Source organism: Bradyrhizobium sp. BRP56 (genome assembly GCF_020194035.1).
GTDB lineage: Bacteria > Pseudomonadota > Alphaproteobacteria > Rhizobiales > Xanthobacteraceae > Bradyrhizobium > Bradyrhizobium australafricanum.
The window spans coordinates 23,428-50,142 of the sequence record NZ_JADYVV010000023.1; the positions used below are offsets into that span (position 1 = coordinate 23,428).

The window sequence follows — 26,715 nt, forward strand, 5'->3', positions numbered from 1 at the left end:
TCGGGTCTTTAAAGTCGGCCAAATAGGGGTTGCCATGACTTCTCAACAGGTCATCATTCACGTCCGCTTCGCTCCAAACGGGAGAGTGATCCAAATCAGCGAGCGCCCGGCGAAGCTCACGCCGAACCAATGGTTTGATGTCCTCAATACCCGTGCCGGCTCGACCTATCGGCCGCTCGCTCGTGGCCGCGGCGTTTTTCGGCTGGCCCGGGCTGCAGTCGAAGCTTTCAAGCAGGAAACTGCGAGGCCTGGATAAGCAAAGGGATGATCGGCCCGATGTGTGATCAGATCGAGGTGTTCGCCGTCTGTCCGGTCGATGCCATCGAGCGGTGTGGCGCCAAGGCCTTTAGCTTGTCGCAGGTAGACGACAGCGGCGAGAGCCGGCCGTTTCCAATTGTTGTGGTTCGCACTTTTGACGATGACTATCTAGGCTACGTCAATCGTTGTCCGCATGACAGCTTATGGCTCAACATCGGCTCCGGCGAGTTCTTCTCCTCCGATCGCTCCTTTCTCAGATGCGCACGGCACGGTGCGAAATTTGAGATCGACACCGGGCTGTGCATCGATGGTCCCTGCACTGGACAAACACTTGAGCCGATCGCACTCGCCGTCATCGAAGGTGACGTCTGCCTGTGTGGCATCAAGCTACTTGAGGATGATCGGTTTTCCGAGCCGTTCGAGGACAGCGACGAAACCATGGATATAACGATCCATCCCGATTAGCAGGCGTCACTTGGCTGTTGCTCAACACGTCTCCGGCGTGTTGTCGCCGAATAATGCCATCGTACCAGCGAGTGCTGGGCGCGGACGCGCGTCAATGCTTTGGCGTTGAGAGGCGAACAGCCGAACCTCGTGCGACCGCGACCTTCGCGGCACCTAGGAGGTGCTTTGGCGCTAGCGCACCAAATCGAGCCAGCAGGCCATTGCCGCCGCTGGATACGATGTCTTTGAGAAGGAAATGCCCTCGGCGGTTACGCCGAGGGCACCGTCTGGGCTGGTTGAAATGGGGGGACCCAGACTGACAGGACCGTTTGGTCTGGAGGAATGACGATCCTGTGTCACAATTCTTGGACGACCGCCGAAGCGGGCGTAGCAATTGCAATGCCAAGCTTTCGTTCATGCGATGCCCTTAGCGAGTGCCGCACCATAGTCAGCCGGTGGCGGCCGCCAAGGTCGAATGCACGAACGGGCGCGTTGGCGTGGTCCGGCTATTGTGCGTGCGAACGGTGCGCAACGCGAAATGCTGAAGCGGGAGCGTATCAAACGCGATGTGCCATATGTCACGCATGGAACAAGGGAGGGCGACAATGTTGCAACCTCGGCATAATTGTCAGTCGCGCCGGATAATCGTCAATCGCGCCGGAGCATAGAATGAGATCGCTGAAGAAATGATCGCTACGCATCTGGTGCGGAACTTGCTTGGAAAAGTTGGATGGTTGCGTAAGTAATGCGGAGGGAGACACCGCGAGGTTGAAGCTGATCAAGGAGGATATTCTAGATGTCGAGTATCGCTGATCGTCAGCGATCATCATCGGCATGTCGCCCGCTTTCGCAAGCTGGAGTGGGAATTAGTAGGATCAATTGGTCGATGCGGCGTTCGACTGAGGAGCAGGTTGTTCGGGCGGATGCGCTCGGATCTTGTCTCTTTTCAGATGACGGAGGCCGTTGATTTCAGGATAGGCGCATGAACGCAGAAACCGAATTCGAGCTTCCTCAACTTTATAGGCATCACGTCTTTGCCTGCAACACGCAGCGTCCGCCGAATCATCCGCACGGCAGTTGCGGCGCTTCTGGGGCGCAGGCCCTCTGGGATCGGATGGGCAAGGCGATCGAAGCGCAAGACCTCACTGATGTCGGTTTCACGGTGACGGGCTGCCTTGGCTTTTGTAACTCCGGTCCTTTGATGGTCGTCTATCCAGACGGAATCTGGTATCGCGCCACCACGCCTGAGGACGTTGATGAAATCGTAGACTCTCATCTCAAGCAGGGCAAACGTGTCGATCGCCTCGTGATGGTGCTGAGGCGAAGCTAAAGGCGTCGCTTGAGCGCCGCTCGCCCTTTGTATCGAACATCGCAGGCCTATCCGCCCAGTAGCTAGCATCTTGGAACGTTCGACAATGATCGGGTGCCCTAACGCTTCCAGTACGTGCCCAACACGGGACTGCTTACTTGTCGCTATGGCGTTGGTTTCAAGAACATGCGCTACAAGGTAAGCCTTGATCGGATTCTACTCATGATCGGGGCCGAAGAGCCCTGAGCTCATGTCCTTGCAAGTGCGGTCGTTCTCTCGCAGGGGGCGACCGCCTTGAATTCTCGGCGCCGATAGGCAGGCGGCCGCTTCTGCTAATGCCGGGAAGCACGAGCAGGAGCCTATCACTAGTGGCTCGATTTGATTGTTTTCCACCACTTACCGACACATCCGTGACGCACAGCGCGAGCAATGCTGGGAGTGGCTCCTGGTCACCGGCGAGACGACGCGTCTTTACGCATCATCTCGCTGGCGTTTGTACTGTATTATAACGGAGAGACGCGTCCGGCGACCCGGCGCGTCCGGGAAGTTCACTGAAGCGTGTTTCCAGCCTCAGAACTTGTAGGTGATGCCACCGCTGACGAGCCATGGGTCGATATTGGCGCGACCAGTGACGGCAATCGCATTGTTCACGGTCGCCGAATAATCCGGCCGCAACCACAACTTCTTCACGTCGAAGTTGAGGCCCCAATGGCGGTCAAGCATATAATCGAAGCCGAATTGGACCGCGGCGCCGAACTGGTTGGCGATGTGCAAATCCGTCACGGCAAGGCCGGCGAGCGACGTATTGGCAGCCGATTGGTTGAAGAATACGGTGTAGTTGATGCCCGCGCCGATGTAAGGCTTGAGCGGGCCGAAATCGGTGAAGTGATATTGCAGAGTCAGCGTTGGCGGCAACAGCCAAGCCTTGCCGATATCTAGTCCATTTAGCTTACCTGTGCCGCTGATGTGATGGCGGCTCACACCGAGAATGAGTTCGGCGGCAACGTTTCTTGTGAAGAAATAGGTGATATCGAGCTCCGGTACCGCTTGGTCGCTGATCGATAGCCCGGAGGCTGGCGAGGATAGCGGCGACGCCCCGGCGACATTGACGGAGCTGCCTGCGGTATCCGGTAAAACGCCGAGAACGCGCAGGCGGATCATCCACGGATTGAAGGGTTCGATTGGGGGGGCTTTGTAGTAGATAGGGGCCTGCGCCAGATCGGCGGCCTGAACCGACATGCTGGCCAACGAGCTCGCGAGCGCGAGCAGCGATGTCGTCGTCAGAATTGCTTTGATCCTCATCGAATTCTCCATTCCAAAGTTCGCGCGAAGAGTCGCGCGAGACCTCTGTCACACATGGGAGACGGCGATTGATTTGATGCTGATCAAAATGGCGGCGCACGTAGCGCAATTATGCAGCCACGTTGCATAAGGATCACGACCACGAAGCTCCGTGGTTCTGTCCGTATCGTTTATTCAGTTTAACATTCCGTCTGAGCCGAATCTATTCAATAACCGTGTCTCGGCTCAAAGCTCTGATCAAATCCGGGCTGCAGGAATCTTGTGCGCGATAGAACTGCGGTGGTTTCCCACACCGCAGGCGACGACATGTCTTATTCAAACCGAGCAATCTGAGCGCCGCTGGTTACGAAGAGCCACGCACGTCGGCCGTCTCGCCGAACATGCCGTCGGCCATCCTGACCAAGCGATAAGGCAGGATCGTTGTTCGCATTGGTTGGCGGCGCAGTCGTATGATCGATCGTATCCTCACATCTGCGGGCAGTGCGTGCCCTGTTGTTCGTGGGAGCATCCCTCAAGGTCACCTTGCGCGTCCCGGCCAAGCAACGACAGCACGGCTTCATGATCGAATCCGGCGCATCTTGCACCATCGACGTCGATCAGCGGACGTCTGATCAGGAGCGGATCTGCCAGCATTAACGTCAGTGCGCTCGCTGCGTCGATTGCGTCAGGATTAACTTCGCCTGACCTGATACGAGGCGCGGCTCGGTTGAACCAGGATGCAATCGGCGTCCTGCCGAAGAAGTGTCGCAATTCCTCCGCAGCCCACGGTTCCTTCAATATATCCTTGGCTATCACGTCATGGCCAGCGGCCTTCAGCGCCAGCATCTGACGTGCATTGGTGACGCAGCCGGGTTTTTGATAAAAGACGATTGTCGCCATGGTCTGCCTATGTGGCTTCGCTGAGCTGAACGATCGGCGACGGGTTCCGCTATGTCGGAGAGCGCATTTGACGCTCGTGCGAATGATCACACATAAGCGGCTTGAGCACCGTACCGTGCTTGCGCCCCTTCTTAATGTCTTCGTTGGACGATTAACTCATCAACGAGAATTGGCCTTTCATGTCTCGCAAACGAAGCGCGGAGCAGAACCGCAGCTAGTTTCGATCCGAGGCACCCTTGTAAGTGCCTTCAGGCTCAGGCGCGTCGTTCTGATCAGTTGGATCAATTGGTCGGTGAGCCGCACAATTTACCTCGCATCATCGACCACGAACCCCATCGCCGGTCACATGCCTTAGAGATGCCAACCTCGACTGCATCTCGCTCTGCCCAAATTGCCGACCACTGGCTTGCAAGAAGAGGAGCAAGTCCCGTTCCATTTGAGAGCATTGGATCTGGTCATGCCAAGCTGCCGTTTTCCAGCCTGATTGGTTGGCCGGTGTTCGTTTTCTGACAGCCGAGCGGATCCTGTCCGGTGCAAAACACTCCGGGGTTGTTCAACGGCTCGTTGGCTTTTTAGAATGCAATCAGAAGCTTAATGAGCGCGGACAGTGTTGGCACGACGGTTGCTATTAAGCGGCAGCAACACTGAGTGAGGGCTGAGTGCACGCCGACGCGTAAGGCGAGCGATGCGCTCCTTCCCTTGAACCCGTGTGCCCCGTTTCTGAGAGAGAAACAAGCTCGCGTGTAGGAAGCGCGCAACTTTTGGCAAATCGGTTGATGGAGAACAACATGTCTTCACTGAGACAAATCGCGTTCTACGGAAAAGGCGGCATCGGCAAGTCGACCACTTCCCAGAATACGTTGGCGGCACTGGCCGAGATGGGTCAGAAAATCCTGATCGTGGGATGCGATCCTAAGGCGGACTCGACCCGCCTGATCCTGCATGCCAAGGCGCAGGACACGATTTTGAGCCTTGCAGCGAGCGCCGGCAGCGTGGAGGACCTCGAACTCGAGGACGTGATGAAGGTCGGCTACAAGGACATCCGCTGCGTGGAGTCCGGCGGTCCTGAGCCGGGTGTCGGCTGCGCCGGCCGCGGCGTCATCACCTCGATCAATTTCCTGGAGGAAAACGGCGCTTATGAGGACATTGACTATGTGTCCTACGACGTGCTCGGTGACGTGGTTTGTGGTGGCTTTGCGATGCCGATCCGGGAAAACAAGGCGCAGGAGATCTATATCGTCATGTCCGGAGAAATGATGGCAATGTATGCCGCAAACAATATCTCCAAAGGCATCCTGAAATACGCCAACTCTGGCGGCGTGCGGCTGGGCGGCCTGATCTGCAACGAGCGGCAGACCGACAAAGAGCTGGAACTGGCGGAGGCGCTGGCCAAGAAGTTGGGCACCCAGCTGATCTACTTTGTGCCGCGCGACAATGTGGTGCAACATGCCGAGTTGCGCCGCATGACGGTGCTGGAGTATGCGCCCGAGTCGAAGCAGGCCGATCACTATCGCAATCTTGCGACCAAGGTTCACAACAATGGCGGCAAGGGCATCATTCCGACCCCGATCTCCATGGACGAGCTCGAGGACATGCTGATGGAGCATGGCATAATGAAGCCCGTCGACGAATCCATCGTCGGCAAGACCGCCGCCGAGCTCGCGGCCTCGTAAGGTCGCGGGTCGCGGCCTTGTGAAGGCGCGCGACGGATGCCGGTCTCCCTCACCCCCCATCCGGGGAGACCGGCATTCTGACGATCACCCGGCCAGCTAGAATGGGACGGGGCAAACGTGACGCTGTAAAAGATTCATGCCCAAAGCGAACTTCCATCCGTTTGCAGCTGTTTGCGCTGACGCGGGCAGCGAGGTGCAAAGAGGAATTGCGACCTATCGAGCGCTCACTGGTGTGCCTCCCGAAGAGGCCGACATTACGACCGACAGCAATTTCGATTGCCATGTCCTGGCGTCAATTCTGGCGGCCGCCTCGATGGATGGTGGCCCGCTTCCCGAGAAGGCCGGCCTGTCCGGCCACGAGCTGGCGGCCCTGCTGGACCACCATTTTCCATCGATCGGGGTCAAGGTGTCGGAGCAGCTCCTGGCTTTCAAGTGCGATGAGAACGACGAAATCGCAATGGTGCGCGATCTCTTGCTCAAGCAACGCTCAACGGAAGGACGTATCGGGGGTTGGCTGGCCGCGATGATCGCACGCCGCGCCATAGAGCCAAACCACTTGTGGGAAGATCTCGGATTACGCAATCGTGGCGAACTCTCTCGGCTGCTAAGTCGCCACTTCGCGCCGCTCGCCGCGCGCAATAACAACAATATGCGCTGGAAGCGCTTCTTCTACCGCTCGCTGTGCGAGGATGAAGGCCTCGTCATGTGTACAACGCCCGTTTGCACGCAATGTAGCGATTTCAATCTCTGCTTCGGCGAAGAAAGCGGCGAGAGCCGGATGGCAGAACGTCGGCGTGACGTTCTGTTGCAGACGGCTCGCCCGGTCATCGGCGTCGACTGGCCCATTTAAGCCGTTGCAAGGCTCGATCGCTCAAGTCAGCTAGAACCCGCGCGCGCTTTGGCGAGTTCAGCAGGAACTGGAGGGCGCGGCCTAACGCCGTTTCGATGCGCGCGCGACCATGGGTCTAAGGCGGGCGGGCCACAAATACTCCGCGACATTCGTGCCTGCCGGCGTGTCGCAATCGCGTTAACATTCGAGCTCGGTGTTGCGAGAGGCAGGATGAGCCGTCCGCTTCATAAGCCTGTCGCGTTTGCGACAATCAATTAGCGAAGGCAAGCTAGCCGCTGAAGTAAGCATATTGTTTTCAACGGGTTAAAAAGCGTGGCGGGCTGGCATGGGGGTTGCTGAAGCGCCTGTGGGTCAAAAGCAATGAGGAGCCCTTTCGTGATGGCCGCTACCAAGACCGCCAAGCCGGCTTGGCCCGAGCAGGCGAGCGCCAAGCCGACCGTGCTCAACGACACGACATTACGCGACGGCGAGCAGGCGCCTGGCGTTGCGTTCACCACAGAGGAAAAGCTGGCGATCGCGCAGGCGCTGGCGCGGGCCGGCGTGACGGAGATCGAGGCGGGAACGCCCGCGATGGGCAACGAGGAGATCACCGCCATCCACGCAATCGTCGAAGCAGAGCTTCCGCTGACCACCATAGGCTGGTGCCGGATGCGCGAAGCCGACATCGACGCGGCGATCGAAGCGAAGGTGTCCATGGTCAATGTGTCGATCCCGAGTTCCGATATCCAGATCGCGGCCAAGCTTGGCGGTCGTCGCGACCTGGCGCTGGAACAAGTGAAGCGAGTCGTAGGTTATGCACGTGAGCGGGGACTTGAGGTTGCCGTCGGCGGCGAGGACTCCTCCCGCGCCGACATCGACTTTCTCATCAGACTGATAGCCGCGGCAAAATCGGCGGGAGCGCGTCGCTTTCGTATTGCCGATACGCTCAGTGTGCTCGACCCGGACACAACCTCCGCTCTGGTCGGAAATTTGCGGGCGACCACCGATCTCGAACTTGAGTTTCATGGTCACGACGATCTCGGCCTCGCAACCGCCAACACGCTCTCCGCCATCAAGGCCGGCGCGAGCCACGCCTCGGTAACCGTTATCGGCCTCGGCGAACGGGCTGGAAATGCACCGCTCGAGGAAGTCGCGGTCGCGCTCAAGCAGCTCTACAGGCGCGAGACCGGCATCATACTTCCGGAACTCGAGAAGGTCGCCGCAGTGGTTGCAGCGGCAGCCGCACGTGCGATTCCTCTGAACAAAGCCATCGTCGGAGAGCATATTTTTACGCATGAATCGGGCATTCACGTGGATGGCCTTTTAAAAGATCAACGTACCTACCAGTCGCTTGATCCGGTTCTGCTTGGGCGCCGCAACAGTTTTGTGATCGGTAAGCATTCCGGGCTGTCGGCGATCACCGCGTTGCTCAATGAATTACAGCTCGTCGCCAGCGCCGACCAAGCCAGACAGATCCTGACGCAAGTCCGCAAGCATGCCATAAAGCACAAGGTGCCGGTCGAGCGCGAAACAGTAGCAGCGATCTGGCGCGATGTGTGCGGATACTTGTCGCCCCACCCGGCCTGAAGAGGCGTACCCAGCAAGATCTGGACAGGCTATTCGAAAACCAAGCGCCGCGAGGACGGTATCGGGCATCGTTAATCGACGGCCACGACGGCCTGCCTCAGCATGGTCGCGCGAGGTTGGCTGCAGCAGGATCACCAGGCGGTGCCGCGCTGTCGCCGATCGTCCACGTGCCAATTCAAAGGGAGTTTTCGATGAGTAACTCGCACCCATCAGCCGGTATCCTGGATCGGCTCAACAAAGCCTCGTCCGCGGAAGAGTTTTTTTCACTGCTAGGCGTCGAATACGACCCCGGAATCGTCAATGTCGCGCGCCTTCACATCCTAAAGCGCATGGGACAATATCTTGCCAAGGAGCAATTCGCTGGTGCCGCAGAACCGGACATCAGAGCTCGTTGCAAAGCGATGCTGGAACAGGCCTATGCCGACTTCGTGGCATCGTCGCCAATCGACCAGCGGGTGTTCAAGGTTTTGAAGGATGCTGTTGCAGACCATGACAAGCCGATGGCCTTTGTCCCATTGAGCGAGCTGAAGTGATCTCGCGCTTTCAAGGTTTGTCACCAAGTGTGGCGTGGTGATGATCCCTCGTGCAACCTTCGTCTTCTTCCGGATCGACTCTCCGCAGCCATGGCTCGCGCGGCGCTGTCGTATTCCCGACCCATGTTCGGAGTGGTCGTGTCCTGGGGATTAGCAGCCCTTCCAAGTGTCCCCTAAGTCATTGCGTTCGCCTAATCTTCCCCGAGTTTTGCAACTGGTACGACACTTGCTGTTGTCGGGTCGATCCGGTCATCGATGCAGACAAATGGTAGCCGTTCGAGATGAGATTTGAAGGAAGACCTTTCACGCTACGTCTACTGCCGGCCGAGTTGTGCGGCATCATCTCGTGGTTCACGCTCGCGCAGTGGCACCCCAAATGGCTTTTGACGCAATTGAAACTGCCATCGAGCCCGCGATGGGAGGCAATGGGTAACTCGCCCGTCAGCGCCACACCTCGGAAACGTATGCATATCATCGTCCAAATCAGGCGGGTGCCCACTTGCGCGCAGATCCACAGCTACCTCAGAGCCGATAGCAACATGCGCCAGGAAAAGAGCCAAACCTCCCCTGCGAGTCGGCGGCGCTGGCGGCCGAGCACTCATCGCATGAAAGTGCGGTGGCATCGACCGAGTCGTCACGGCCGATGCGGAGCGCTAGGCCGAAAGCAAGGTGCAGCTATTGCGCAGCAAGCGGACCGGCGTAATCAGCCATGGAGAGAGTCAATTAGAGTGACCGCAGTGGCCAGGCCGCCTTGCTGGCGCTTGTCGAATAGAGCGCGCAATGAACCTGTCTTGGGGCCATCTCGGAACTTGGCCAGCCAGGTACGTTCACCCCGTGCGACGCCTCTCGTTGCGCGGTCGGGCCGCGCCGAGCAAGCGGAAACAACGAGCAGCAAGCCATCTGCTGATCAAAAGTGATCTCCAGCCAGCCGAAGTAGAAACCAATCCTGTGGCGCGGGCGCGCGCATTTTGAGGGGAATTTAAAGCATGAGCAATGTCACCAAAACGGCCGCGCCGGCGGCCGGCCGCGCGGCGGCCAAAAAGGAACTTCCGGAGCACTTCAAGGCCTACAAGCATGTCTGGGTTTTTGTCGAGCAGGAGCGTGGCCAGGTGCATCCGGTTTCCTGGGAGCTCATGGGAGCGGGGCGCAGGCTTGCCGACAGGCTGAAGGTGAATCTCGCCGCGGTCGTTATCGGTCCGGAGGGGCAGCCGACGCGCAACGCCGCGCTGGAGTCATTTTGCTATGGCGCCGATCTGGCCTATCTCGTGAGCGACAATGTATTGTCGGATTACCGCAACGAATCATACACTAAAGCGCTAACCGAACTCGTCAACACCTACAAGCCTGAGATCCTGTTGTTAGGCGCGACGACACTCGGTCGCGATCTTGCAGGTTCGGTGGCGACCACCTTGTCGACGGGACTCACAGCCGACTGTACTGCGCTCGACGTCGACGCCGACGGTTCGCTTGCGGCGACGCGTCCGACCTTTGGCGGCTCGCTGCTGTGCACGATTTATACCTTGAACTATCGTCCACAGATGGCAACCGTCCGCCCGCGCGTCATGCCGATGCCGGAGCGCGTCGTACGCGATGCCGCTCGTATCATCATCCATCCGCTTGGCCTTGTTGAAGACGATATCGTCACGAAGGTGCTGACGTTCATTCCCGACCGGGATTCCGAAACGTCAAATCTAGCCTATGCCGATGTTGTCGTCGCCGGCGGCCTAGGACTGGGATCGCTCGAGAATTTTCGGCTGGTGCGCGAGCTAGCAACTCTGCTTGGCGCCGAGTATGGCTGCTCGCGTCCTCTGGTGCAGAAGGGATGGGTGACGTCTGACCGGCAGATCGGCCAGACCGGCAAGACCATTCGGCCAAAGCTCTATATTGCGGCCGGCATTTCCGGCGCGATCCAGCACAGGGTCGGCGTGGAGGGGGCGGACCTGATCGTCGCCATCAATACCGACAAAAACGCGCCGATCTTCGACTTCGCCCATGTCGCGATCATCAGCGACGCCATGCAGTTGCTCCCGTCGCTGACGGCCGCATTTCGCGCCAGGCTTTTGCCGGATTCGCGCGCCCGGCTCGCGGTCTAGAGGAGATGCCGTGATGATCGAAGAGAGGTTTGATGCGATCGTGGTCGGAGCCGGTATGGCTGGAAACGCAGCGGCGTTGACCATGGCCAAGCGCGGCATGAAGGTGCTGCAGCTCGAGCGAGGCGAATATCCGGGATCGAAGAATGTGCAGGGCGCAATTCTCTATGCCGACATGATGGAAAAGCTGATCCCCGAGTTTCGCGGGGAGGCGCCGCTCGAGCGCCATCTGGTCGAACAGCGGTTCTGGATGATGGACGATCGCTCGCATGTTGGCATGCACTACCGCTCGGATGACTTCAACGAGGAGCGGCCGAACAGATACACGATCATACGCGCGCAGTTTGACAAATGGTTCTCCTCGAAGGTGCGGGAGGCCGGCGCGACCGTGCTGTGCGAGACGACAGTCACCGAGCTCGTACGGGACGACCGCGAGAGGATCGTCGGGGTTCGTACTGATCGCCGCGACGGCGAAATACACGCCGACGTCGTCGTGCTGGCCGAGGGTGTCAATGGCCTGCTCGGGACGCGCGCGGGCCTGCGGTCGCGGCCGAAACCCGATAATGTGGCACTCGCGGTGAAGGAAATGCACTTTTTGCCTCGCGAGACTATCGAGGCCCGTTTCAATCTCAAGGGCGACGAAGGCGTTGTGATCGAGGCGGCCGGTACCATTTCTCGCGGCATGACCGGAATGGGTTTCATCTATGCCAACAAGGAGTGCATTTCGCTCGGCATCGGCTGTCTCGTCGCTGATTTCCAGCGCACCGCCCAGACGCCCTACGGCATGCTCGATCATTTCAAGCAGCATCCGTCCGTGGCGCCGCTCATCGCAGGTTCCGAAGTCAAGGAATACGCGGCGCATCTCATTCCTGAAGGCGGCTACAAGGCAATCCCGCAGCTCTACGGCGAGGGCTGGGTGGTGGTCGGGGACGCGGCGCAGCTCAACAATGCCATTCATCGCGAAGGTTCCAATCTTGCGATGACTTCAGGCCGCATCGCGGCCGAAGCGATCGCCCAGGTAAAATCGCGCCGCGAGCCGATGACCGCGACAAATCTGTCGCTCTACAAGAAGATGCTCGACGAGTCCTTTGTCATCAAAGATCTAAAGAAGTACAAGGATATGCCGATGCTGATGCACACCCATTCGCAAAACTTCTTCCTTACCTATCCGCAGCTTATTTCCAAGGCGCTGCAGAACTTTGTACGTGTCGATGGCACGCCGAAGGTTGAGAAGGAGAAGGCGACCTTGAAATCCTTCGTCAAGGCGCGGTCATGGACAGGTCTGTTCGGCGATGCGTGTCGTTTTACCCGGGCCTGGCGCTGACCGGCAACAGTGTGAAGTCCAGCAATGGAAGATCAAAGCATGAATGTCGAGCCTACAGTACGCGTCGAAGACAAGCTGTACTACAACCGCTATCTTGTCGACGTCGGTCGCCCTCACGTCACGGTGCGCGCGCACACGACGCCGTCGCCACAGCTACTTGCGCTTTTGAGCGCCTGTCCCGCGCGATGCTACGAACTCAACGACAACGGCCAAGTTGAGATAACCGTCGACGGCTGCATTGAGTGCGGCACCTGCCGTGTGATCGCCGAACCCACCGGTGACATCAAGTGGAGTTATCCGCGCGGCGGTTACGGCGTGCTGTTCAAGTTTGGGTGAAGTGCAACAAAGGGCCGCGATGTGATCGCCATGAGACGGGGGATTTCACCGCCTTTGCGGGCATTCTGGCTCATCTGCACTGCAGGTGGATTCGAACGAGGCGCGCAGCCGTGGGGGACGCCCGGCGAGGCACAGCTTGAGGATATTACACCCGCTCTGGACCGGCGAAGGACTGGTTGTGGCACCATTGAGTGGTGCCACAAACGGAGTCGATTCGACGGCGCAAAGGATATTCAGCCCATCGCCGTGGAAGGAGCCGGGCCGGCGGCCTCGATCGCAACCGCCACTGATTGCACAATCGCAGCAAAGCGCACGGCAGTCTGGATCACTCCGGAACTGACGCCCTCAGCCCGCAGCGTCTTCTCGTGAGCGTCGACACAGGCACCGCAGCCGTTTATGGCCGAGACTGCTAGCGACCACAGCTCGAAATCGGACTTATCCACGCCGGGATTGCCGATCACGTTCATGCGCAGCCGTGGCGGCATGGTCTTGTATTCCGGATTGGATACGAGATGAACGAATCGGTAGTAGACGTTGTTCATCGCCATCACAGAGGCTGCAGATTTCGCTGCGGCGATCGCCGCAGGCGTCATCACGGCGGTGGCTGCCGCTTCAATCGCGGTAATCAGGGCTGCATTGCGAGTGGCAATGGCGCTCGCCAGCAGCAGGCCGTATTGTCGCTGCGGCGACAGCGTATCATCGGCCAGCAATGACGCAAGGTTAAGCCTGACGTCCTTGGCGAAATTGGGAATCGTCTCATTCAACTGCTCAATCGACGACATGCCGCCTCACGCAACCTTCAGTGTTTCGCCGCCGACTTCGCGGTTACAGGGACAAAGTTCGTCGGTTTGTAGCGCGTCCAGAACGCGGAGCGTGTCCTTGGGGCTACGCCCGACATTGAGATTGGTCGCATAGATGTGTTGGATTGTGTTCTCGGGATCGACGATAAAGGTGTAGCGATAGGCGACGCCCTCGGGCGAACGCACGCCAAGGCCATCGACTAAGGTCCCTTTTGTGTCGGCAAACTGCCAAATCGGTAAATTGTGCAGGTCTGCATGCGAGCGCCGCCAGGCAAGCTTGCAGAACTCATTGTCAGTCGAACCACCCATTACGACAGCATCGCGATCGGCGAATTCCTTGGATAGCCGGCCGAACTCGGCGATCTCGGTCGGACAGACGAACGTGAAATCTTTGGGATAGAAAAAGATGATCTTCCATTTGTCGGGGAAGCTCGTTTCGGTCAGCGTCTCGAACGCGCTGTGTCCTTCTTCTTCATGCGCCTGAAAGCCGGGCTTCACGCCAGTGATTTCGAACGGCGGCAACTGACTTCCAATTCCGAGCATGCTGACCTCACAAGTTTGCTTTGCGTTTGTGCCATCACTGGTGAAGCAAGCTATATGCCATCCGTTCTCAAGATCGGATTGTCGCAACGAAGCTAACCAGCGGCCCGGGCGCAGGCATCTGATCGTGAGGTCCGATGGCTCTCACATCCGCCTCCATTGCGCCGCGTGGAAACGCGATGCTCGATCGCTTGGAACCGTCGGTGAGCGCGTGCGTATATCACGAGTGGGGTACCGCAGTTAAAAAGTCGCAGCCAGATTCCTCGACCAGCGATTGAACCGCTGGTCGAAACGGCTACTTGCCTACCGAGAATGGACCTCGGCGCTGGCGGCACAGCATCCGGATATCTCACGGTGTGAAACGGCTGCGAAGCTAGGGTTGTTTTTGTAAGCCGTGAAGGAGCGCAACCGGCGATTCCGGAGCCGACCTTGGCATTATTCTCGCAACCGTCATCAAGCTGTCCGGTATCATAGTCCCCAAATAGCTCCAGCTGGGATTGAAAGCGCGGCGTCGCGCCGGGCGCGTGGCGACGTCGCGCCACCATTCCTCTACGGCTTGACGATCGCAAGGGAGCAGCATGCCAACATCACCCGTAAAAGCGCTCCAATCGACAAGGGAATTTCTTGGAACAGCTGTCAGGAGCGGCACACCCCGAGTGATCGCGTCAACAAATTCAGCTCGCAGGCCGCGGCCAACCGCTTCTTGTTTGGCGAATTTGCTGATCACGAGGAGATCGACTTTGTCGCGAAGCGCTTGGGAAACGACAACTGCGGCCTCAGCTAGTCCGTTTGTATCGAGCGTACAGGACGCTGCCCCGCTGCCGAGTAGCTGGGAAATCGAGATCTCTCGCCCTGTCGCAACGTCGACGGCGAGCATAACGTGCGTGCCGTTTGTATTTATAAAGTGTCGCTGGACGATGCCGCCGACGCGTACGTCATGCCGCGCGAGATCCTGGACGAAATCGGCAATCAGCCTATCGGCATCGTCCTTTGGCTGGTAGAGAATCGCCGCCAAAGCTGTCGGATCGACGTTGTCAAAATTGTCGATCATGGCCGTGATCCGAGTTCTGTTCGTTTCGGGTGTCGGCGCGCCGCTGTAGAGCATCTCCGAGTGGTATCGCAGGCGTTATGAGCAACCGCTCGGGGGTTGAGACCGGCAAGGCTCGCGCGACCTCGGCGAATACGTCCATTCCGTTGCTGAGCCCTAGCGTATCATAGGAGCGGCGTGTGATGCGGGACAAAAGCGGCACGCCCGAACGGCCAGTTTCGAGCGATAGAACCAACGTGATCTCCGATTCGTCGAACGGAAGGGAGGCTTTGATGCGTGCCGGAAAGACATTCAGGAAGGAGCTTGCGCGTGGAGCCTCGCGCACGATGCTGACATCGGCGGCTGCAATGCGCAGCCGTAGCTGCGCGCCAGGTCTGAGCGGCGGTCCAGGTATTAGCAGACGCGCGCCTCTGAGGCGGACGATGATGAGTCCATAGCGCCCGTCGTAGCCGCCGACCACGGTATCAACGCAAACCGCCGCTTCGCCACGCGCGGCAAGCGCTGGATGACTCTGAACGACTTGAAGCGGTCCGGCCGCAGTCACGATGCCATCTTTCATCATGACGAGATGATCGGCAAAGCGCTCGATGTCAGCCATGTCATGGCAGACATAGATCATCGGCAACCTGAGCTCTTCACGCATGCGCTCGATAAATGGCAGAATCTCGCGCTTGGCGGGACGGTCGAGCACAATGAGCGGGTCATCCAGCAAAAGTAGCCGCGGTTGGGCTAGTAGCGCGCTGCCTAGGGCAACTCGCTGTCGCTCGGCGCCAGAAAGATGTGACGGAGAACAGTCAAGCAGTGACGCTAAGTCGAGCAACTTGACCACACCTTCAAAGTCGATCAGTGTCACCCTCGATTTCGATGCATTGTACAGAAGGGTGCGCTTGACAGACAAATGAGAAAAAAGAATGGGTCGCTGAAATACATATGCGACAGGGCGCAGATGAGGCGGTCGAAACGTCGTCTCGTTCTGCCAAATTTCACCATCAACGCCGCAGAATCCACTCGGTAGAGGCTGGATGCCGGCGATGCAACGCGCGAGTGTGGTCTTGCCGCACCCCGGAGGACCGAAAATCGCCGTGACACCTTTGGCCGGTACGATGAATTGCGCATCCAGCGGGATGCCTGCGGGAGCACCGTTGAAGGCGACTTCGATATAACCCGGCCTTGCTTCTCTCACCTGCCCGCGCCTATGCTGTATCTTTCCATCAAATCACGAGGAGAATGGCCGCAAAGGCGATGATCACCATGCCGCCGACAATCCATTCTGCTTGGCTCCAGCGCGGCGTCGCCGCCCCGAGGAAGCCAAAAGGCGCGGGGGCAGCATTGCAGATCGACGGTGTTACGACAGCCGGCATCTTGAGCGTCTCCGCGCCATTGAGGATCGTGGCAATCGAACGCTGCCGGGCGCGCATACCAATCACACACGCAAGGCGGGAATCCAATACCGCGGAATCCTCAGGCGGCTTGGCTGGACGCCGATTGTCCGCTGGCTGAACTGGCAAGGCTTGCGTCGTTTGGCTGTAGAGGTGTCGGCTACCGCCAGAGCTTGATGCCGCCTCGGGGCCAGCAATCGGCTTGAAAGTCGCCAGAGCTTTGGTGACCAATATGAAGTGTGCGCCGGTGCCCTCATTCATGGCTTCCGCAACGTCAGGCGCAAGCAGCATCAAAGCCAGATCGAATAGGATCAACCGGATAAACCTTATTGGGGCCCTGAAGATGGATCGCCACGACTGCTTTCGTCGCGGTAGCTCCTTGCTGCTCACCCAGCAATCTGCGTGCCGGTTCGAAAAAATGGCGCACGGCCCGCTTGGCTCATGTGAAACTCTTATATGTCCCACCCAGCGTGTGGAATGGCCTCATCGTCTCGTCCGGTTTCGGACGTTTGCGTCGCCAATCGGCCACGCAGGACGCATGAGATAGATACCTGAAGATGATGCCGTCGGCTCTTGCATCGAGAACGATGTTGGAGGCGTCGCTACAATCTGTCGTCCGTCGGATCTGCGTCGACAAAAGGGGCGCTCTTCGGCTGCATTGGACCATTTAGCAAGATCTCTTGGAGGACATTCGAAAATCCGCCTTACCCTGAGCTTATCAGCATCACGATCTAGCTCTCGTCCACCCCCTAGCGCGATCTCCCTTGCGACCCTCAGGACGACGCCTCACGCGCGAACTCACGAATAATCTCCTGATCTCATCACCAGCACGCAGGTGGTTTCGCCTGCGAACAATCGCGTGCGCCCGCTGCCTGGACCGCTCTCGCGTCCTGCTGCGGACGCATAGGAGAACGAAAGAAGCCATGACTATCGCCCGACTTCGCATTCGCGCTCCGCAGTCACCGTATCGAGTGTGCGACATCGCAGTCCTGGAGGCGGACCCGACGACACCCATTAGGGTCATCTGTACTGATGCCGCCACTGAGTTGATCGTTGGAAGCCCGTCAATTGCGGCGGGCCGCCGCGATAGTCAACGAAGTGTCAGCGGAGGTGAAATGATCCATCTGATCGGCGACACCTACCGCCTGGTCTCGATAGCCGTTGAGATGGGAGCACGCGATCTGGCGAGGCAGAGCCGCTCGGATATCTAATGAATTACGGCCACACCGGCGCTTGTGGAGGAAGCGGCGAGCGTCGCGTTGTTAGGTCGTACGGCACATTCATTTTGACATGCGGTACTCGCTGGCGGACTGGCCGCGCGAGCAGCGGCACGGTTAGAGGCGTTCAGAAAAGTCCTCACGCTTGACGCCGATAAGCGCCCGATTTGCTTCGGGCTGTTCCAAGTGCGCGCGTTAGTTCGTCAGAATTCGCCTCGAAAGCCTGCAATATATACTACGATATCACCACATGCCAGAAGCTCTCAGCGCGTTCATTTCGTTGGCGACCGGCGGCCAAGGTGTCGAGGATGATCTGCGATGGATTGCCGCGAATGTCTCCACGGCTCATCGCGTGAGTTTTCGTCGCATTGACCCCGCGTCGATCTATAGCCCGGTGCGGTCCGTGTTGCCCGAAGTCCCAGGGGCTACTTATTCGAGTGGTTGCCGAGGCGGGACAAATAGCTCCCCACAAAATGGCGTTCCTTGGAGTCATTCGCCACAGGTGACCACGCGCAGCATGCGTGTTTTGTTTGGCCTCAAACGCCCACCTCGTTTCGGCATAATCGGCAAACTTGTGCGCAGAGGAAGCCGCAGCGATATACATCAGTTGGCATAGATTCTGCTCAGCATAAGGAGCACGGAAGTAATGCGACAATGTCGGCGCTGCAGCGCTCGTTGCAAAATGGCGCGCGGCGTTTGCTCATGTTGCTGTGTGAGGATTGTTGGCGGCACTTGCGGCTGCTGGCGAGCCGCCGAGCCGAATGTTCGTCAGGTACGAATCCACCCGAGGCTGAGCCGAAGGGGCATGTCGCCTAAAGTAGCAAGAAGGCCAGCCGCACCGAAGAGCCGCGCATCAATCGCGAAGTGACCTCGCATCGGGGTCCGCGCACTAAGAGGGGACGCGAATCATAATGTACAGATTGGTTGCCTTAATGCTTGCGCTGTTGGCTTGCAAAGCAGCGCAGGCGCACGCGGCGGAGGATGTCGTGAATGCGCCCCTCGCGCGGTCGGATTACGAGCGTGCACTGACGACCGCAGACCGATATGGCCGGCTTACCGTCAATGTCCCCGACGTGCCGTTTTGGCTCGGCGAGCGCGAGGCGTTCATCTATCGGCGGACGACCCATGGCAAGCACCAGTTTATCCTGGTTGATGCCGAAAAAGGCGTAAAGGAGCCCGCTTTTGATCAAGCCGGACTCGCGGCTGCTCTGAACAGAGCGAGCCACAAGAACTATCAGCCCGAGAATCTTCCCTTCGACCATTTCGAGCTGACCGACAAGGGTGGCAGGATGAGCTTCGACCTCGAGCATACGCATTGGAGCTGCGAGCTTGCAAGCTATGCCTGCACCGGCAATGCAATGCACTCGGGCGCCAATCAGCAGAGCCCCTACGACGACACGCCACCGGCAGAGAACGATCCAAACAAGACAAGCGCATCACCTGATGGCAAATGGCTGGCCTATATTCGAAACTACAATCTCTTCCTGCGCAGCCAAGACGGTTTGCAGGACATCCAGTTGACCTGGGACGGAGCTGAGAGTGACTATTATGCTCTCTCGACACTAAGATGGTCTCCAGCCTCAACTCACCTGGCCGTCTACCGAATCCGTCCAGCCCAACAACGGGAAGTCCATTACCTCGAATCGTCGCCGGCGCACCAGCGTCAACCCAGACATCTGACCATGGTGTATCCAAAACCCGGTGATGCCTTGGCATTGCTCCAACCCGTGCTGTTTGATGTCAGCAGCCGACGCGCGGTCACAATCGATAATGCCGCGTTTCAGAATCCTTACGGTCTTTCGGCGATCCGATGGTGGAAGGACGGACGGGGCTTTACCTTCGAATACAATCAGCGTGGCCATCAGCTCTATCGCCTGGTGGAGGTCGACGCCGCCACGGGCAAAGCGCGCGCGTTGATTGATGAGGCAAGCAAGACCTTCGTCGACTACCAGGCACTGGTGATGAAGCAGCTGAATAGTGGAAAAACGTTTCGCTATGACGTCGATGATGGAAAGGAGATCATCTGGGCCTCGGAGCGCGATGGTTACGAGCACCTCTATTTGTTCGACGGCCGAACAGGCGAGCTCAAGAACCAGATCACCAAAGGAGATTGGGTGGTCCGTGCGGTGTATTGTGTCGATCCAGTGAAGCGTGAGATTTGGTTTGGCGCCAGCGGAATGAACCCTGATGAGGATCCCTATTTCGTCCATGCCTATCGCATTGGCTTTGATGGAAAAGGACTCACGCCGCTGACGCCCGAGCCAGCCAATCATCACATCGAGTTCTCGCCTAGCGGTCGCTACTATGTCGACCTGTGGTCACGCATCGGCGTTCCGCCTCGCATGGTGCTGTATCGCGCCAGTGATAATGCCGAACTGATGCAGGTTGAGAGCGCGGAGATCTCCGAGCTCATAGCCGCTGGCTGGCAGCCGCCGCTCAGCTTCAACGCCAAGGGACGCGACGGCAAGACGGACATATGGGGCGTTATTCACTTGCCGACCAATTTCGATCAGCGCAAGAGATATCCGGTGGTGGAGCACATCTATGCAGGCCCCACCGGTTCCTTCGTTCCCAAGTCCTTCTCAGCTTCAATCGAGCCGCTCACACAACTCGGCTTTATCGTTGTTCAGATTGATGGAATGGGTACCAACCATCGCTCGCGCGCGTTCCACGACGTTGCCTGGAAAAATCTGAAGGACGCTGGCTTTGCGGACCGGATCCTATGGCACAAGGCGGCGAGTGCGAAGTATTCCTGGTATGATATATCCAACGTCGGCATTTTTGGCGCTTCCGCCGGTGGGCAAAACGCGGTGAGCGCGTTACTTTTCCATCCCGATTTCTATAAGGTCGCGGTCGCGAACAGTGGCTGCTACGACAACCGGCCGGACAAGATCTGGTGGAACGAACAGTGGATGGGGTGGCCCGTCGGCATCGAATATTCGCAATCCTCCGCCATCGACAATGCCGCCAAACTGCAAGGTAGATTGCTTCTCATAGTCGGCGAAATGGACCGCAACGTCGATCCTTCCGCCACGTTCCAGCTTGCCGATCGGCTTATCAAGGCGGGAAAATACTTCGACATGCTGTATGTGCCAGGCGCAGACCACGGAACGCCGGGCAGTTATGCCCAGCTCAAACTCCTGGAGTTCTTGGTCCGTAACATTCTCGAGCAAACAGCGCCAAACTGGAACACGGGCTCGATTGAACTGCCGAAGAGCAAATCAGGCCATGATGGCTGACCATCCATCGAGGATCCAGGCCTCGATGCGTGGGGCGCCACGATCGCGTTCTCGAAATTGAGAAACGCTCGTTGCGATCTACTACGAGGTCTCTCGCACATGCTGTCATGCGTACCTCCATCCTGATCGGCGCACGCAGCTGCTGATGCCTACAACGGCCTCATCAATTCGCCGCAAATCAGGGCGCGAACGCTGCGCGCGGCGGTCGGCTGCGAACCCCGCGACGTCGCGCCCGGTCCTCGCTCCAAATGAGAGTCGAGAAGCCGGGGGCGCTCAGGCAAGCCGGAAGAACTCAGCGCCGAATTCGTTTGATTGTGAGCTCCGGCTCGACACGGTGCTCTTTGACGTCGCTGCGGGAAGCTTGGGTGCCCGCACCTTCCTCCCTTGGCAAGTTTGACGAGCCTGGCTCTGTAAGCCGACAGCCTATTTGCCCTATTGTTCCATAGAGGGCTTTGGCGTTGTGTCGGTGCGCGCGGGTAATATCGGATAATCGATCTTAGGCAACTGCCCGGTAAGTGAATTTAGAAACGCGACGATGTCGTCTGTTTCTCTATCGTTGAGCTTCGCGCCGAGTTGTATTTCACTCATCACGCCAACAGCTTGCTTGAGGCTCCAAACTTGGCCCGAATGGAAGTAGGGAGGACGCAATGCGACATTGCGCAACGGCGCGGAGCGAAAAACATACTCGTCGCTGGGGACCTTGGTGACGGCGAAACGGCCCTTGTCGTCCCTCGGCAGCAGGCTTGCGGTTGGCCGTTCCGTCACGCCGAACGGGAAGTAGTCCTGGCCGCCGACGTTGATACCATTGTGGCATGACGAGCATCCCTTTTCTATGAACAGCTTTAATCCTGCTTTCTGCTGAGTACTGAGAGCATACGCATCGCCCTCGAGGTATTGATCGAAGGGAGCGGCGGGCGTGATCAAGGTCGCCTCGAATGCCTCGATGGCCTTGGCGAAATTGTCAAAGGTAATGGGCGTCGCGTCGTTCGGGAACGCCTTGCTGAACATGACAATATAATCAGTCATTGAATTCAACGTATTAAGAAGGCGAGCAGGCGTTGCATTCATTTCCGCACTGGCCTGGACAGGGCCTACGGCTTGTGCCTTGAGGTCAGCCGCGCGTCCGTCCCAGAACTGTGCCACATTGAAGACCGCGTTATAGACCGTTGGCGCTCGACGTGAACCTAGCTGCCAGCGATGACCAAGCGACCTCGGGCCGGCATCTGCTCCGCCGGTCCCAAGATTGTGACATGTATTGCAGCTGATGACCCCGCTCGCCGATAGCCTCGGATCGAAGAACAGGATCTTGCCGAGTGCAACCTTTTCGTGGGTAATAGGGTTGTTCTTGACCGCAGGAACAATAGAGGGGATCGGCTTGAAAATCTGCCTCGCCGCACTCATCAAATCATCATCGGCGCCCGCCGTTGACGATGCCAGAATCCCAGCGGCCAGAACGCACAGCTTGGCTGCGATGTAAAGCGTTCGTGCCGCTGATTTCCTCATCCCAAGCCTGCCTTTGTCGTAATTCGTGGAAGTCGCGAGCAGGGTGCGGGTCGCAGCTAGCCTGCCTATCATCGAAATGACTCCCAGCGATCAAAGACGAGCGACATCCATTGGGGTACTCATCCAAGTCTGATCCGCTGTTGCTGCGTAGTAGCAACCGCCGTGCCAATGGAGGTCAAGGGGGGCCGTTGATTTGGTCTTGAACAATTGCAGGAATGCCAGCAGTCGGCTCGAACCTTTGGGATCAACCGGCGTTCCACACGCGACGATGGCCATGCTGACGAAGTATATTTCGGCCTACTATCTCAACCGATAGGCAAGCCATAAAGCTGTCGGTTGCGCGATTTTAGACGCGTAGGCTTACAACTAGATCGGACGCTGAGCAAAAACGCGGAGCATCGACGCAATTCGTCGCGTCATTTGACGCGACGAAATCGTGTGACCTTGCGAATCCATCAACTATGCGTTGCGTTCCAGCGTGGCCGAGCAGTTATCGGCCGTCGTTGGATAAGGCTTCGTATACGCTGCGTCCAGTGAAGCGTGCAATTGCCGAGGAACTCTCCTTGCGAGCTCCCGCCAAGATATGGATGTGCTGTTTTGCTGCGTATTGACACTTGTTCGACGATCAAAGTGCTTGAATCGACCGTAGCGTCAGGTTGTAGGCAGTGCCAAGCAGGATCTGCCGCCTTTGCAGAAATGTCATGTTGGGGACTACGTCGCGAATGTCACAAGCTTAAACACAATACCTAAATTGGGCTCCGTCCGCTGCAAATGTAGCCAGCCTGTGTTGCGTTTTGATCGTGGCAGCAAGGCCTGACACCCGATGCAACGATGAGTCGGAAGTCCCGCAAATGACGCCGGCCGCTCGTGTCGATGCGGGCGACCTACTTTCCTAAACAGACAATACTTGCGAGGCAAAGAACAATAGTGAAGGTTATGCAGCTTAAGAGAGTTCTGTTGAGCCAAAAGCGACGAACGGGTTGGGCTTACCGCGCGCCTCGCCATGCCACCGCCCTTGTTGCGATCGCAGCCACGTGGGTCACGGGATACGCTAGCGCGCGAGAACGAAGATTGGAAGAGATCTTGACGTCTTGCAGACCAGACGTGATGCGATTCTGTGACCGTTTTACGGGGCGTAGCGATATGGACGCGGCCATGTTTTGTCTTAGGGACAATTTCAAAGGCTTGCGTGTCGAATGTCGCCGCGTGATGCCAACCGCGGCGGAGAGAAACGTTGGGCCGAAAAAACGAGGCGTCAACAACGTTCCGATCCTGCATCGAGAGTGAGGCATCGGAGCGGGGGTGTTTCTCCAAAATGCTCGCATTAACTGCCGATCGAGATCCGGAAGGAATCGGTTGATGCCGTTGCGGCGTTCTCAACGAGCGTTTCAGTGGATTCACTTGAACTGATGGGACTGCTTTTGGTTGAGTTCACTGAAGGGCTCAAGACCAGAGGAAATGCGGTCGTCAAGAGCCGTTCAAAGGCGGAAAGCTGCTCAAGCAGACGCTTCTCAACGGCAGCACTCTCCTCGCGAGGCAGTTCCGTCTTAAGCAATCTACGACAGCGCCAGATCTCGTTTCGTACCCATCTGATTTCACTTAATCTATCATCAATCGAAGTCATCACAGATGCAGTTCACTTGGGCATTGAAGGTACAACGCGTACGCGTCAGCACTGCGTAGTCGCTCCGTCGGCATTCATGCCGACGGAGTTGTACCTGTGCGATTCGTCGCCATTGCTTGGCGGATGTGGCGAGCGGTTCGATGTATTCAAGACTGTTATCAACCGATATCACCTTACGCTGGGGGCGTGACCGGAATTTGCTGCGGATTGCTGCGGGTTTTCGGCGCTACGATCGTCCGGGTTGAGGAATTCCTGCGTTCCAGGGGCGATCGATGTTGCCCCCCAGCGGCGTGTGCAGCGTCATTGCACTCTCGCGGTTTCCTTGACTGGTCAGTGTCGTTGGCCGTCGCACCATTACAAGCGTTTCCCAACGAGCATGTCTATGGGTAAGGTGCGCGCGCTCACCAACATCCCGGAAAGGGCATGGCGGCAATGTTTTCTTCCATAGATAAAACGAGCGTTACCGCGATATCCGGGGCGCGCCCCGATAGAACGAAGCGCGGGAGCGAGCGCAGGACCTCACTGGGTGAATGTCACTCGAAATCGTGTCGAACTGAATGGACGCCCCATTGCTAGCCGCTGCGATAGTCGGCTGGGCAACGCCACGCTTCGATACCAATTTAGTAGCTTGAACCCCACGCTGCGTCAGGTTGTAGTCTCGCAAAGACAAACGCAGGCAGGACGGGCGTCGAATGGTTCAGCATGATCGGACAGGGATGGCTTCCTAATTGCCGACATTGTCGCTTGCGGGCCATGGGCAGGACCTTGGGTCCATCGGCGGGGAGGGGGCTGCTGTGCTGGCCGTTGTCAATCGCGCTGCAACAACCGGAGCCGTGATATGTCATGAGGTGATGGAGTGATGCGCGCAGCAGGATGTCTCTGACAACTGCTTTAATCACGTTTCCTCGCTGTGCAGTGAGGGCCCGCCGAGTGAACAGCCGGCCCTCGCAAGAGATGCTTCAACTGCGTAGGCGGTAAACATTCAGCCATAAGCGGTGACTAGTCGCATTGAGCTTGTGGCTGGACAAGGCGCCGCGGTGAAAGCTCGGAAGATCCCATGTCTACTCAAGCCAATCTGACGACGGCGCTAAGCGAGATCGATTGTGCTCGCGACATCGTTGAATTCTCAACTGTGGTGGTTGCGCGCGACAAGCAGCTGCGCAAGGCGGACCATCCGGTCTTTCTGCAAAAGGCTGCGCTTGAGTTTCAGTCTAGATTCCTGCCGAATTTCGAGGAAAGCATCCGTGCCGGGAGATCGTGGGGATATGCCACGACATGCAATGCGGTGAGCCGGAAGGCCGGAGGTCAGGTCGGCCGGGACGTTTGCGAAAGAATAGCTTCTCGCGTGTCGCTGCTTGACCATGCGCTGATTGGAAAAATCGGGATAAGAGCCCTTTCCATATTCGCCGCATCATTCGGTCGGCATTCCAACAGAGCAGAATGTCGCAAAGGGGCGATCAGAATAGCGAAGTTTTGTCGCGAGGAAAGCAGGCCGCTTCAAGAGTTGAACAATCTGAGCCTGGCGGCGCTGATAAACGGCTTCAGCAAATGGCCGGAAGAAGCAGACTTTCGCCAGGCGGCGGTTGCAATTGCGGGCGATGTCATTCGGCGCGCAGGCCGCCATCACCAACTCTCCGACTTTACACAGCAAGGATTGGTGAGCCTGGTCAACGGATTCAGCAAGTGGCCGGATGAGGCGGCTTCGCGCCAAGCAGCAGCCACGCTTGCACTCGAAATTCTGCATCGTTCCGGCAGGCTCTGCGAGTTTCCTCAGCAGGGATTGGCCATCCTGGTGAACGGTTTCAGCAAGTGGCCGGAAGAGCTGGCGTGTGGTCAAGTCACGATTGCGATCGCAGGCGAAGTTCTTCGTCGGGTCGCCCGGTTTCATGAGTTTGGCGAGCAGGATCTGGCAAATTTGGTGAATGGCTTTAGTAAATGGCCGGATGAGGCAGTCTCTCGTCAAGCCACAATCGCGATCGCAAGTGAGCTCCTGCACCGTGCTGACCAACTTCCTCACTATAGCCAACAAGGACTGGCAAACTTGGTGAACGGGTTTTGCAAATGGCCTGAAGATGCGACCTGTCGTAAAGCTGCAATTGCGATCGCTGGTGAGGTACTTTGGCGTGCTGTCCAGCTCCCCGATCTTACCCAACAGGGCCTGGCGAACCTGGTGAATGGCTTCAGCAAGTGGCCGGAAGAGCCGGCGTTTCGCCGAGCAGCCGTCGCACTCGCTCGTGAGGTTCTGCGCCGCGCCACTCAGCTCTACGATTTTTCACAGCAGGGGCTCGCGAACCTAGTGAACGGCTTCAGCAATTGGCCGGAGGAGCTGCCGTGTGGTCAAGTGACCGTTGTGCTCGCGGACGAGGTCCTTCGCCGTGCCGGCCGCAGGACGGGACTCTCAGACTTCACTGCCCAGGATCTCAGGGGCCTGGTGATCGGTTTCAATAGATGGCCGCTGCAGAGCGCCGCTCGCCAAGCCACGATCGCGATCGTCAATGAGGTCCTAGGCCGCGGTATCCGGTTCTTTGACTTTACCAAACCGGAATCGGAGAGTCTGATGGATGGCTTCAATAGGTGGCCGCAAGGCGAAGCAGGGCATGAGGCGATAGCGAAGATCATCGAGGAGCTGCAACTGATACAAAGTGAAGCCACTCAGCTCCGGTCAGGGGAGAAGTGGTCCCACCAAACAAGGCAATCGGCCAAAGAAGCCTCTTCCTAGCGGTGTTCATGCGTAGTATGCGGCGAGGTCACAACACGACAATCCCACGCAGCGACCCTCTTGGGATGCAGTCGGAGGCGTG

21 protein-coding genes are annotated in these 26,715 nt (G+C 57.9%); 13 read left to right on the forward strand and 8 right to left on the reverse strand.

Going from position 1 to position 26,715, the window contains the following annotated elements:
* Positions 1-34 precede the first annotated feature (34 nt).
* The 3 genes from I6F38_RS17795 to I6F38_RS17805 all read left to right on the forward strand — a co-directional run bounded on the left by I6F38_RS17795 (position 35) and on the right by I6F38_RS17805 (position 2,032).
* Positions 35-256, forward strand: a complete 222-nt coding sequence (locus tag I6F38_RS17795; protein WP_075968410.1) for a hypothetical protein — start codon at positions 35-37, stop codon at positions 254-256.
* 8 nt (positions 257-264) lie between these two features.
* The gene (locus tag I6F38_RS17800; RefSeq protein ID WP_016848177.1) at positions 265-723 is read left to right on the forward strand and encodes a Rieske 2Fe-2S domain-containing protein; all 459 of its coding nucleotides are present in this window, start codon (positions 265-267) and stop codon (positions 721-723) included.
* Between the two features lie 961 nt (positions 724-1,684).
* Positions 1,685-2,032, forward strand: a complete 348-nt coding sequence (locus I6F38_RS17805; protein ID WP_035632565.1) for a (2Fe-2S) ferredoxin domain-containing protein — start codon at positions 1,685-1,687, stop codon at positions 2,030-2,032.
* A gap of 549 nt (positions 2,033-2,581) precedes the next feature.
* On the opposite strand, the gene I6F38_RS17810 is transcribed toward I6F38_RS17805, so the two are convergent.
* Together I6F38_RS17810 and I6F38_RS17815 are read right to left on the reverse strand one after the other, a co-directional pair.
* Entirely contained in the window at positions 2,582-3,325 is a 744-nt protein-coding gene (locus tag I6F38_RS17810; protein WP_016848180.1) for an OmpW family outer membrane protein, read from the reverse strand.
* Positions 3,326-3,778: 453 nt separating this feature from the next.
* A complete protein-coding gene (locus I6F38_RS17815) occupies positions 3,779-4,192 on the reverse strand; it encodes an ArsC/Spx/MgsR family protein (protein WP_018269929.1) in 414 nt (137 codons plus the stop codon).
* 788 nt (positions 4,193-4,980) lie between these two features.
* Between I6F38_RS17815 and nifH the strand changes: the two genes are divergently transcribed.
* From nifH to I6F38_RS17850, 7 genes are all read left to right on the forward strand, one after another.
* Positions 4,981-5,865, forward strand: a complete 885-nt coding sequence (gene nifH, locus I6F38_RS17820) for a nitrogenase iron protein (protein WP_026192307.1) — start codon at positions 4,981-4,983, stop codon at positions 5,863-5,865.
* A 136-nt stretch (positions 5,866-6,001) separates the two neighbouring features.
* Positions 6,002-6,715, forward strand: coding sequence for a nitrogen fixation protein NifQ (locus I6F38_RS17825; protein ID WP_210291207.1), 714 nt, complete (start codon positions 6,002-6,004; stop codon positions 6,713-6,715).
* Positions 6,716-7,093: 378 nt separating this feature from the next.
* Positions 7,094-8,281, forward strand: coding sequence for a homocitrate synthase (nifV, locus tag I6F38_RS17830; RefSeq protein ID WP_016848184.1), 1,188 nt, complete (start codon positions 7,094-7,096; stop codon positions 8,279-8,281).
* A gap of 191 nt (positions 8,282-8,472) precedes the next feature.
* Positions 8,473-8,814, forward strand: coding sequence for a nitrogenase stabilizing/protective protein NifW (nifW, locus tag I6F38_RS17835; protein WP_016848185.1), 342 nt, complete (start codon positions 8,473-8,475; stop codon positions 8,812-8,814).
* Positions 8,815-9,800: 986 nt separating this feature from the next.
* A complete protein-coding gene (locus I6F38_RS17840) occupies positions 9,801-10,907 on the forward strand; it encodes an electron transfer flavoprotein subunit alpha/FixB family protein (protein WP_016848186.1) in 1,107 nt (368 codons plus the stop codon).
* Between the two features lie 13 nt (positions 10,908-10,920).
* Positions 10,921-12,228 carry an FAD-dependent oxidoreductase gene (locus I6F38_RS17845; RefSeq protein WP_016848187.1) on the forward strand — a complete coding sequence of 436 codons (1,308 nt, stop codon included), beginning with the start codon at positions 10,921-10,923 and terminating at the stop codon, positions 12,226-12,228.
* A gap of 39 nt (positions 12,229-12,267) precedes the next feature.
* Positions 12,268-12,564: a ferredoxin family protein gene (locus I6F38_RS17850; RefSeq protein ID WP_016848188.1), complete on the forward strand. Its 297-nt coding sequence runs from the start codon at positions 12,268-12,270 to the stop codon at positions 12,562-12,564.
* 233 nt (positions 12,565-12,797) lie between these two features.
* Here the strand turns inward: I6F38_RS17850 and I6F38_RS17855 are convergent, their stop codons facing one another.
* The 5 genes from I6F38_RS17855 to I6F38_RS17875 all read right to left on the reverse strand — a co-directional run bounded on the left by I6F38_RS17855 (position 12,798) and on the right by I6F38_RS17875 (position 16,646).
* Positions 12,798-13,346 (reverse strand): carboxymuconolactone decarboxylase family protein, encoded by a 549-nt coding sequence (locus tag I6F38_RS17855; protein WP_016848189.1) that lies wholly within the window; start codon positions 13,344-13,346, stop codon positions 12,798-12,800.
* 6 nt (positions 13,347-13,352) lie between these two features.
* Complete coding sequence (locus tag I6F38_RS17860) at positions 13,353-13,907, reverse strand: peroxiredoxin (RefSeq protein ID WP_225161257.1); 555 nt, start codon at positions 13,905-13,907, stop codon at positions 13,353-13,355.
* Positions 13,908-14,277: 370 nt separating this feature from the next.
* Complete coding sequence (locus tag I6F38_RS17865) at positions 14,278-14,955, reverse strand: DUF2478 domain-containing protein (RefSeq protein WP_016848191.1); 678 nt, start codon at positions 14,953-14,955, stop codon at positions 14,278-14,280.
* The gene (gene modC / locus I6F38_RS17870) at positions 14,939-16,135 is read right to left on the reverse strand and encodes a molybdenum ABC transporter ATP-binding protein (RefSeq protein WP_077230995.1); all 1,197 of its coding nucleotides are present in this window, start codon (positions 16,133-16,135) and stop codon (positions 14,939-14,941) included. Before modC ends, I6F38_RS17865 begins: the two co-directional genes overlap by 17 nt.
* A gap of 28 nt (positions 16,136-16,163) precedes the next feature.
* Positions 16,164-16,646: a hypothetical protein gene (locus I6F38_RS17875; RefSeq protein ID WP_225161258.1), complete on the reverse strand. Its 483-nt coding sequence runs from the start codon at positions 16,644-16,646 to the stop codon at positions 16,164-16,166.
* A gap of 1,813 nt (positions 16,647-18,459) precedes the next feature.
* Between I6F38_RS17875 and I6F38_RS17880 the strand changes: the two genes are divergently transcribed.
* The gene (locus I6F38_RS17880; protein ID WP_225161259.1) at positions 18,460-20,787 is read left to right on the forward strand and encodes a S9 family peptidase; all 2,328 of its coding nucleotides are present in this window, start codon (positions 18,460-18,462) and stop codon (positions 20,785-20,787) included.
* Between the two features lie 432 nt (positions 20,788-21,219).
* Here the strand turns inward: I6F38_RS17880 and I6F38_RS17885 are convergent, their stop codons facing one another.
* Complete coding sequence (locus I6F38_RS17885; protein WP_016848196.1) at positions 21,220-22,362, reverse strand: cytochrome-c peroxidase; 1,143 nt, start codon at positions 22,360-22,362, stop codon at positions 21,220-21,222.
* A 1,319-nt stretch (positions 22,363-23,681) separates the two neighbouring features.
* On the opposite strand from I6F38_RS17885, the gene I6F38_RS17890 reads away from it, so the two are divergent.
* Positions 23,682-24,104, forward strand: a complete 423-nt coding sequence (locus I6F38_RS17890; protein WP_155258682.1) for a hypothetical protein — start codon at positions 23,682-23,684, stop codon at positions 24,102-24,104.
* 867 nt (positions 24,105-24,971) lie between these two features.
* Positions 24,972-26,633 carry a hypothetical protein gene (locus I6F38_RS17895; RefSeq protein WP_018269934.1) on the forward strand — a complete coding sequence of 554 codons (1,662 nt, stop codon included), beginning with the start codon at positions 24,972-24,974 and terminating at the stop codon, positions 26,631-26,633.
* The last annotated feature ends 82 nt before the right edge of the window (positions 26,634-26,715 follow it).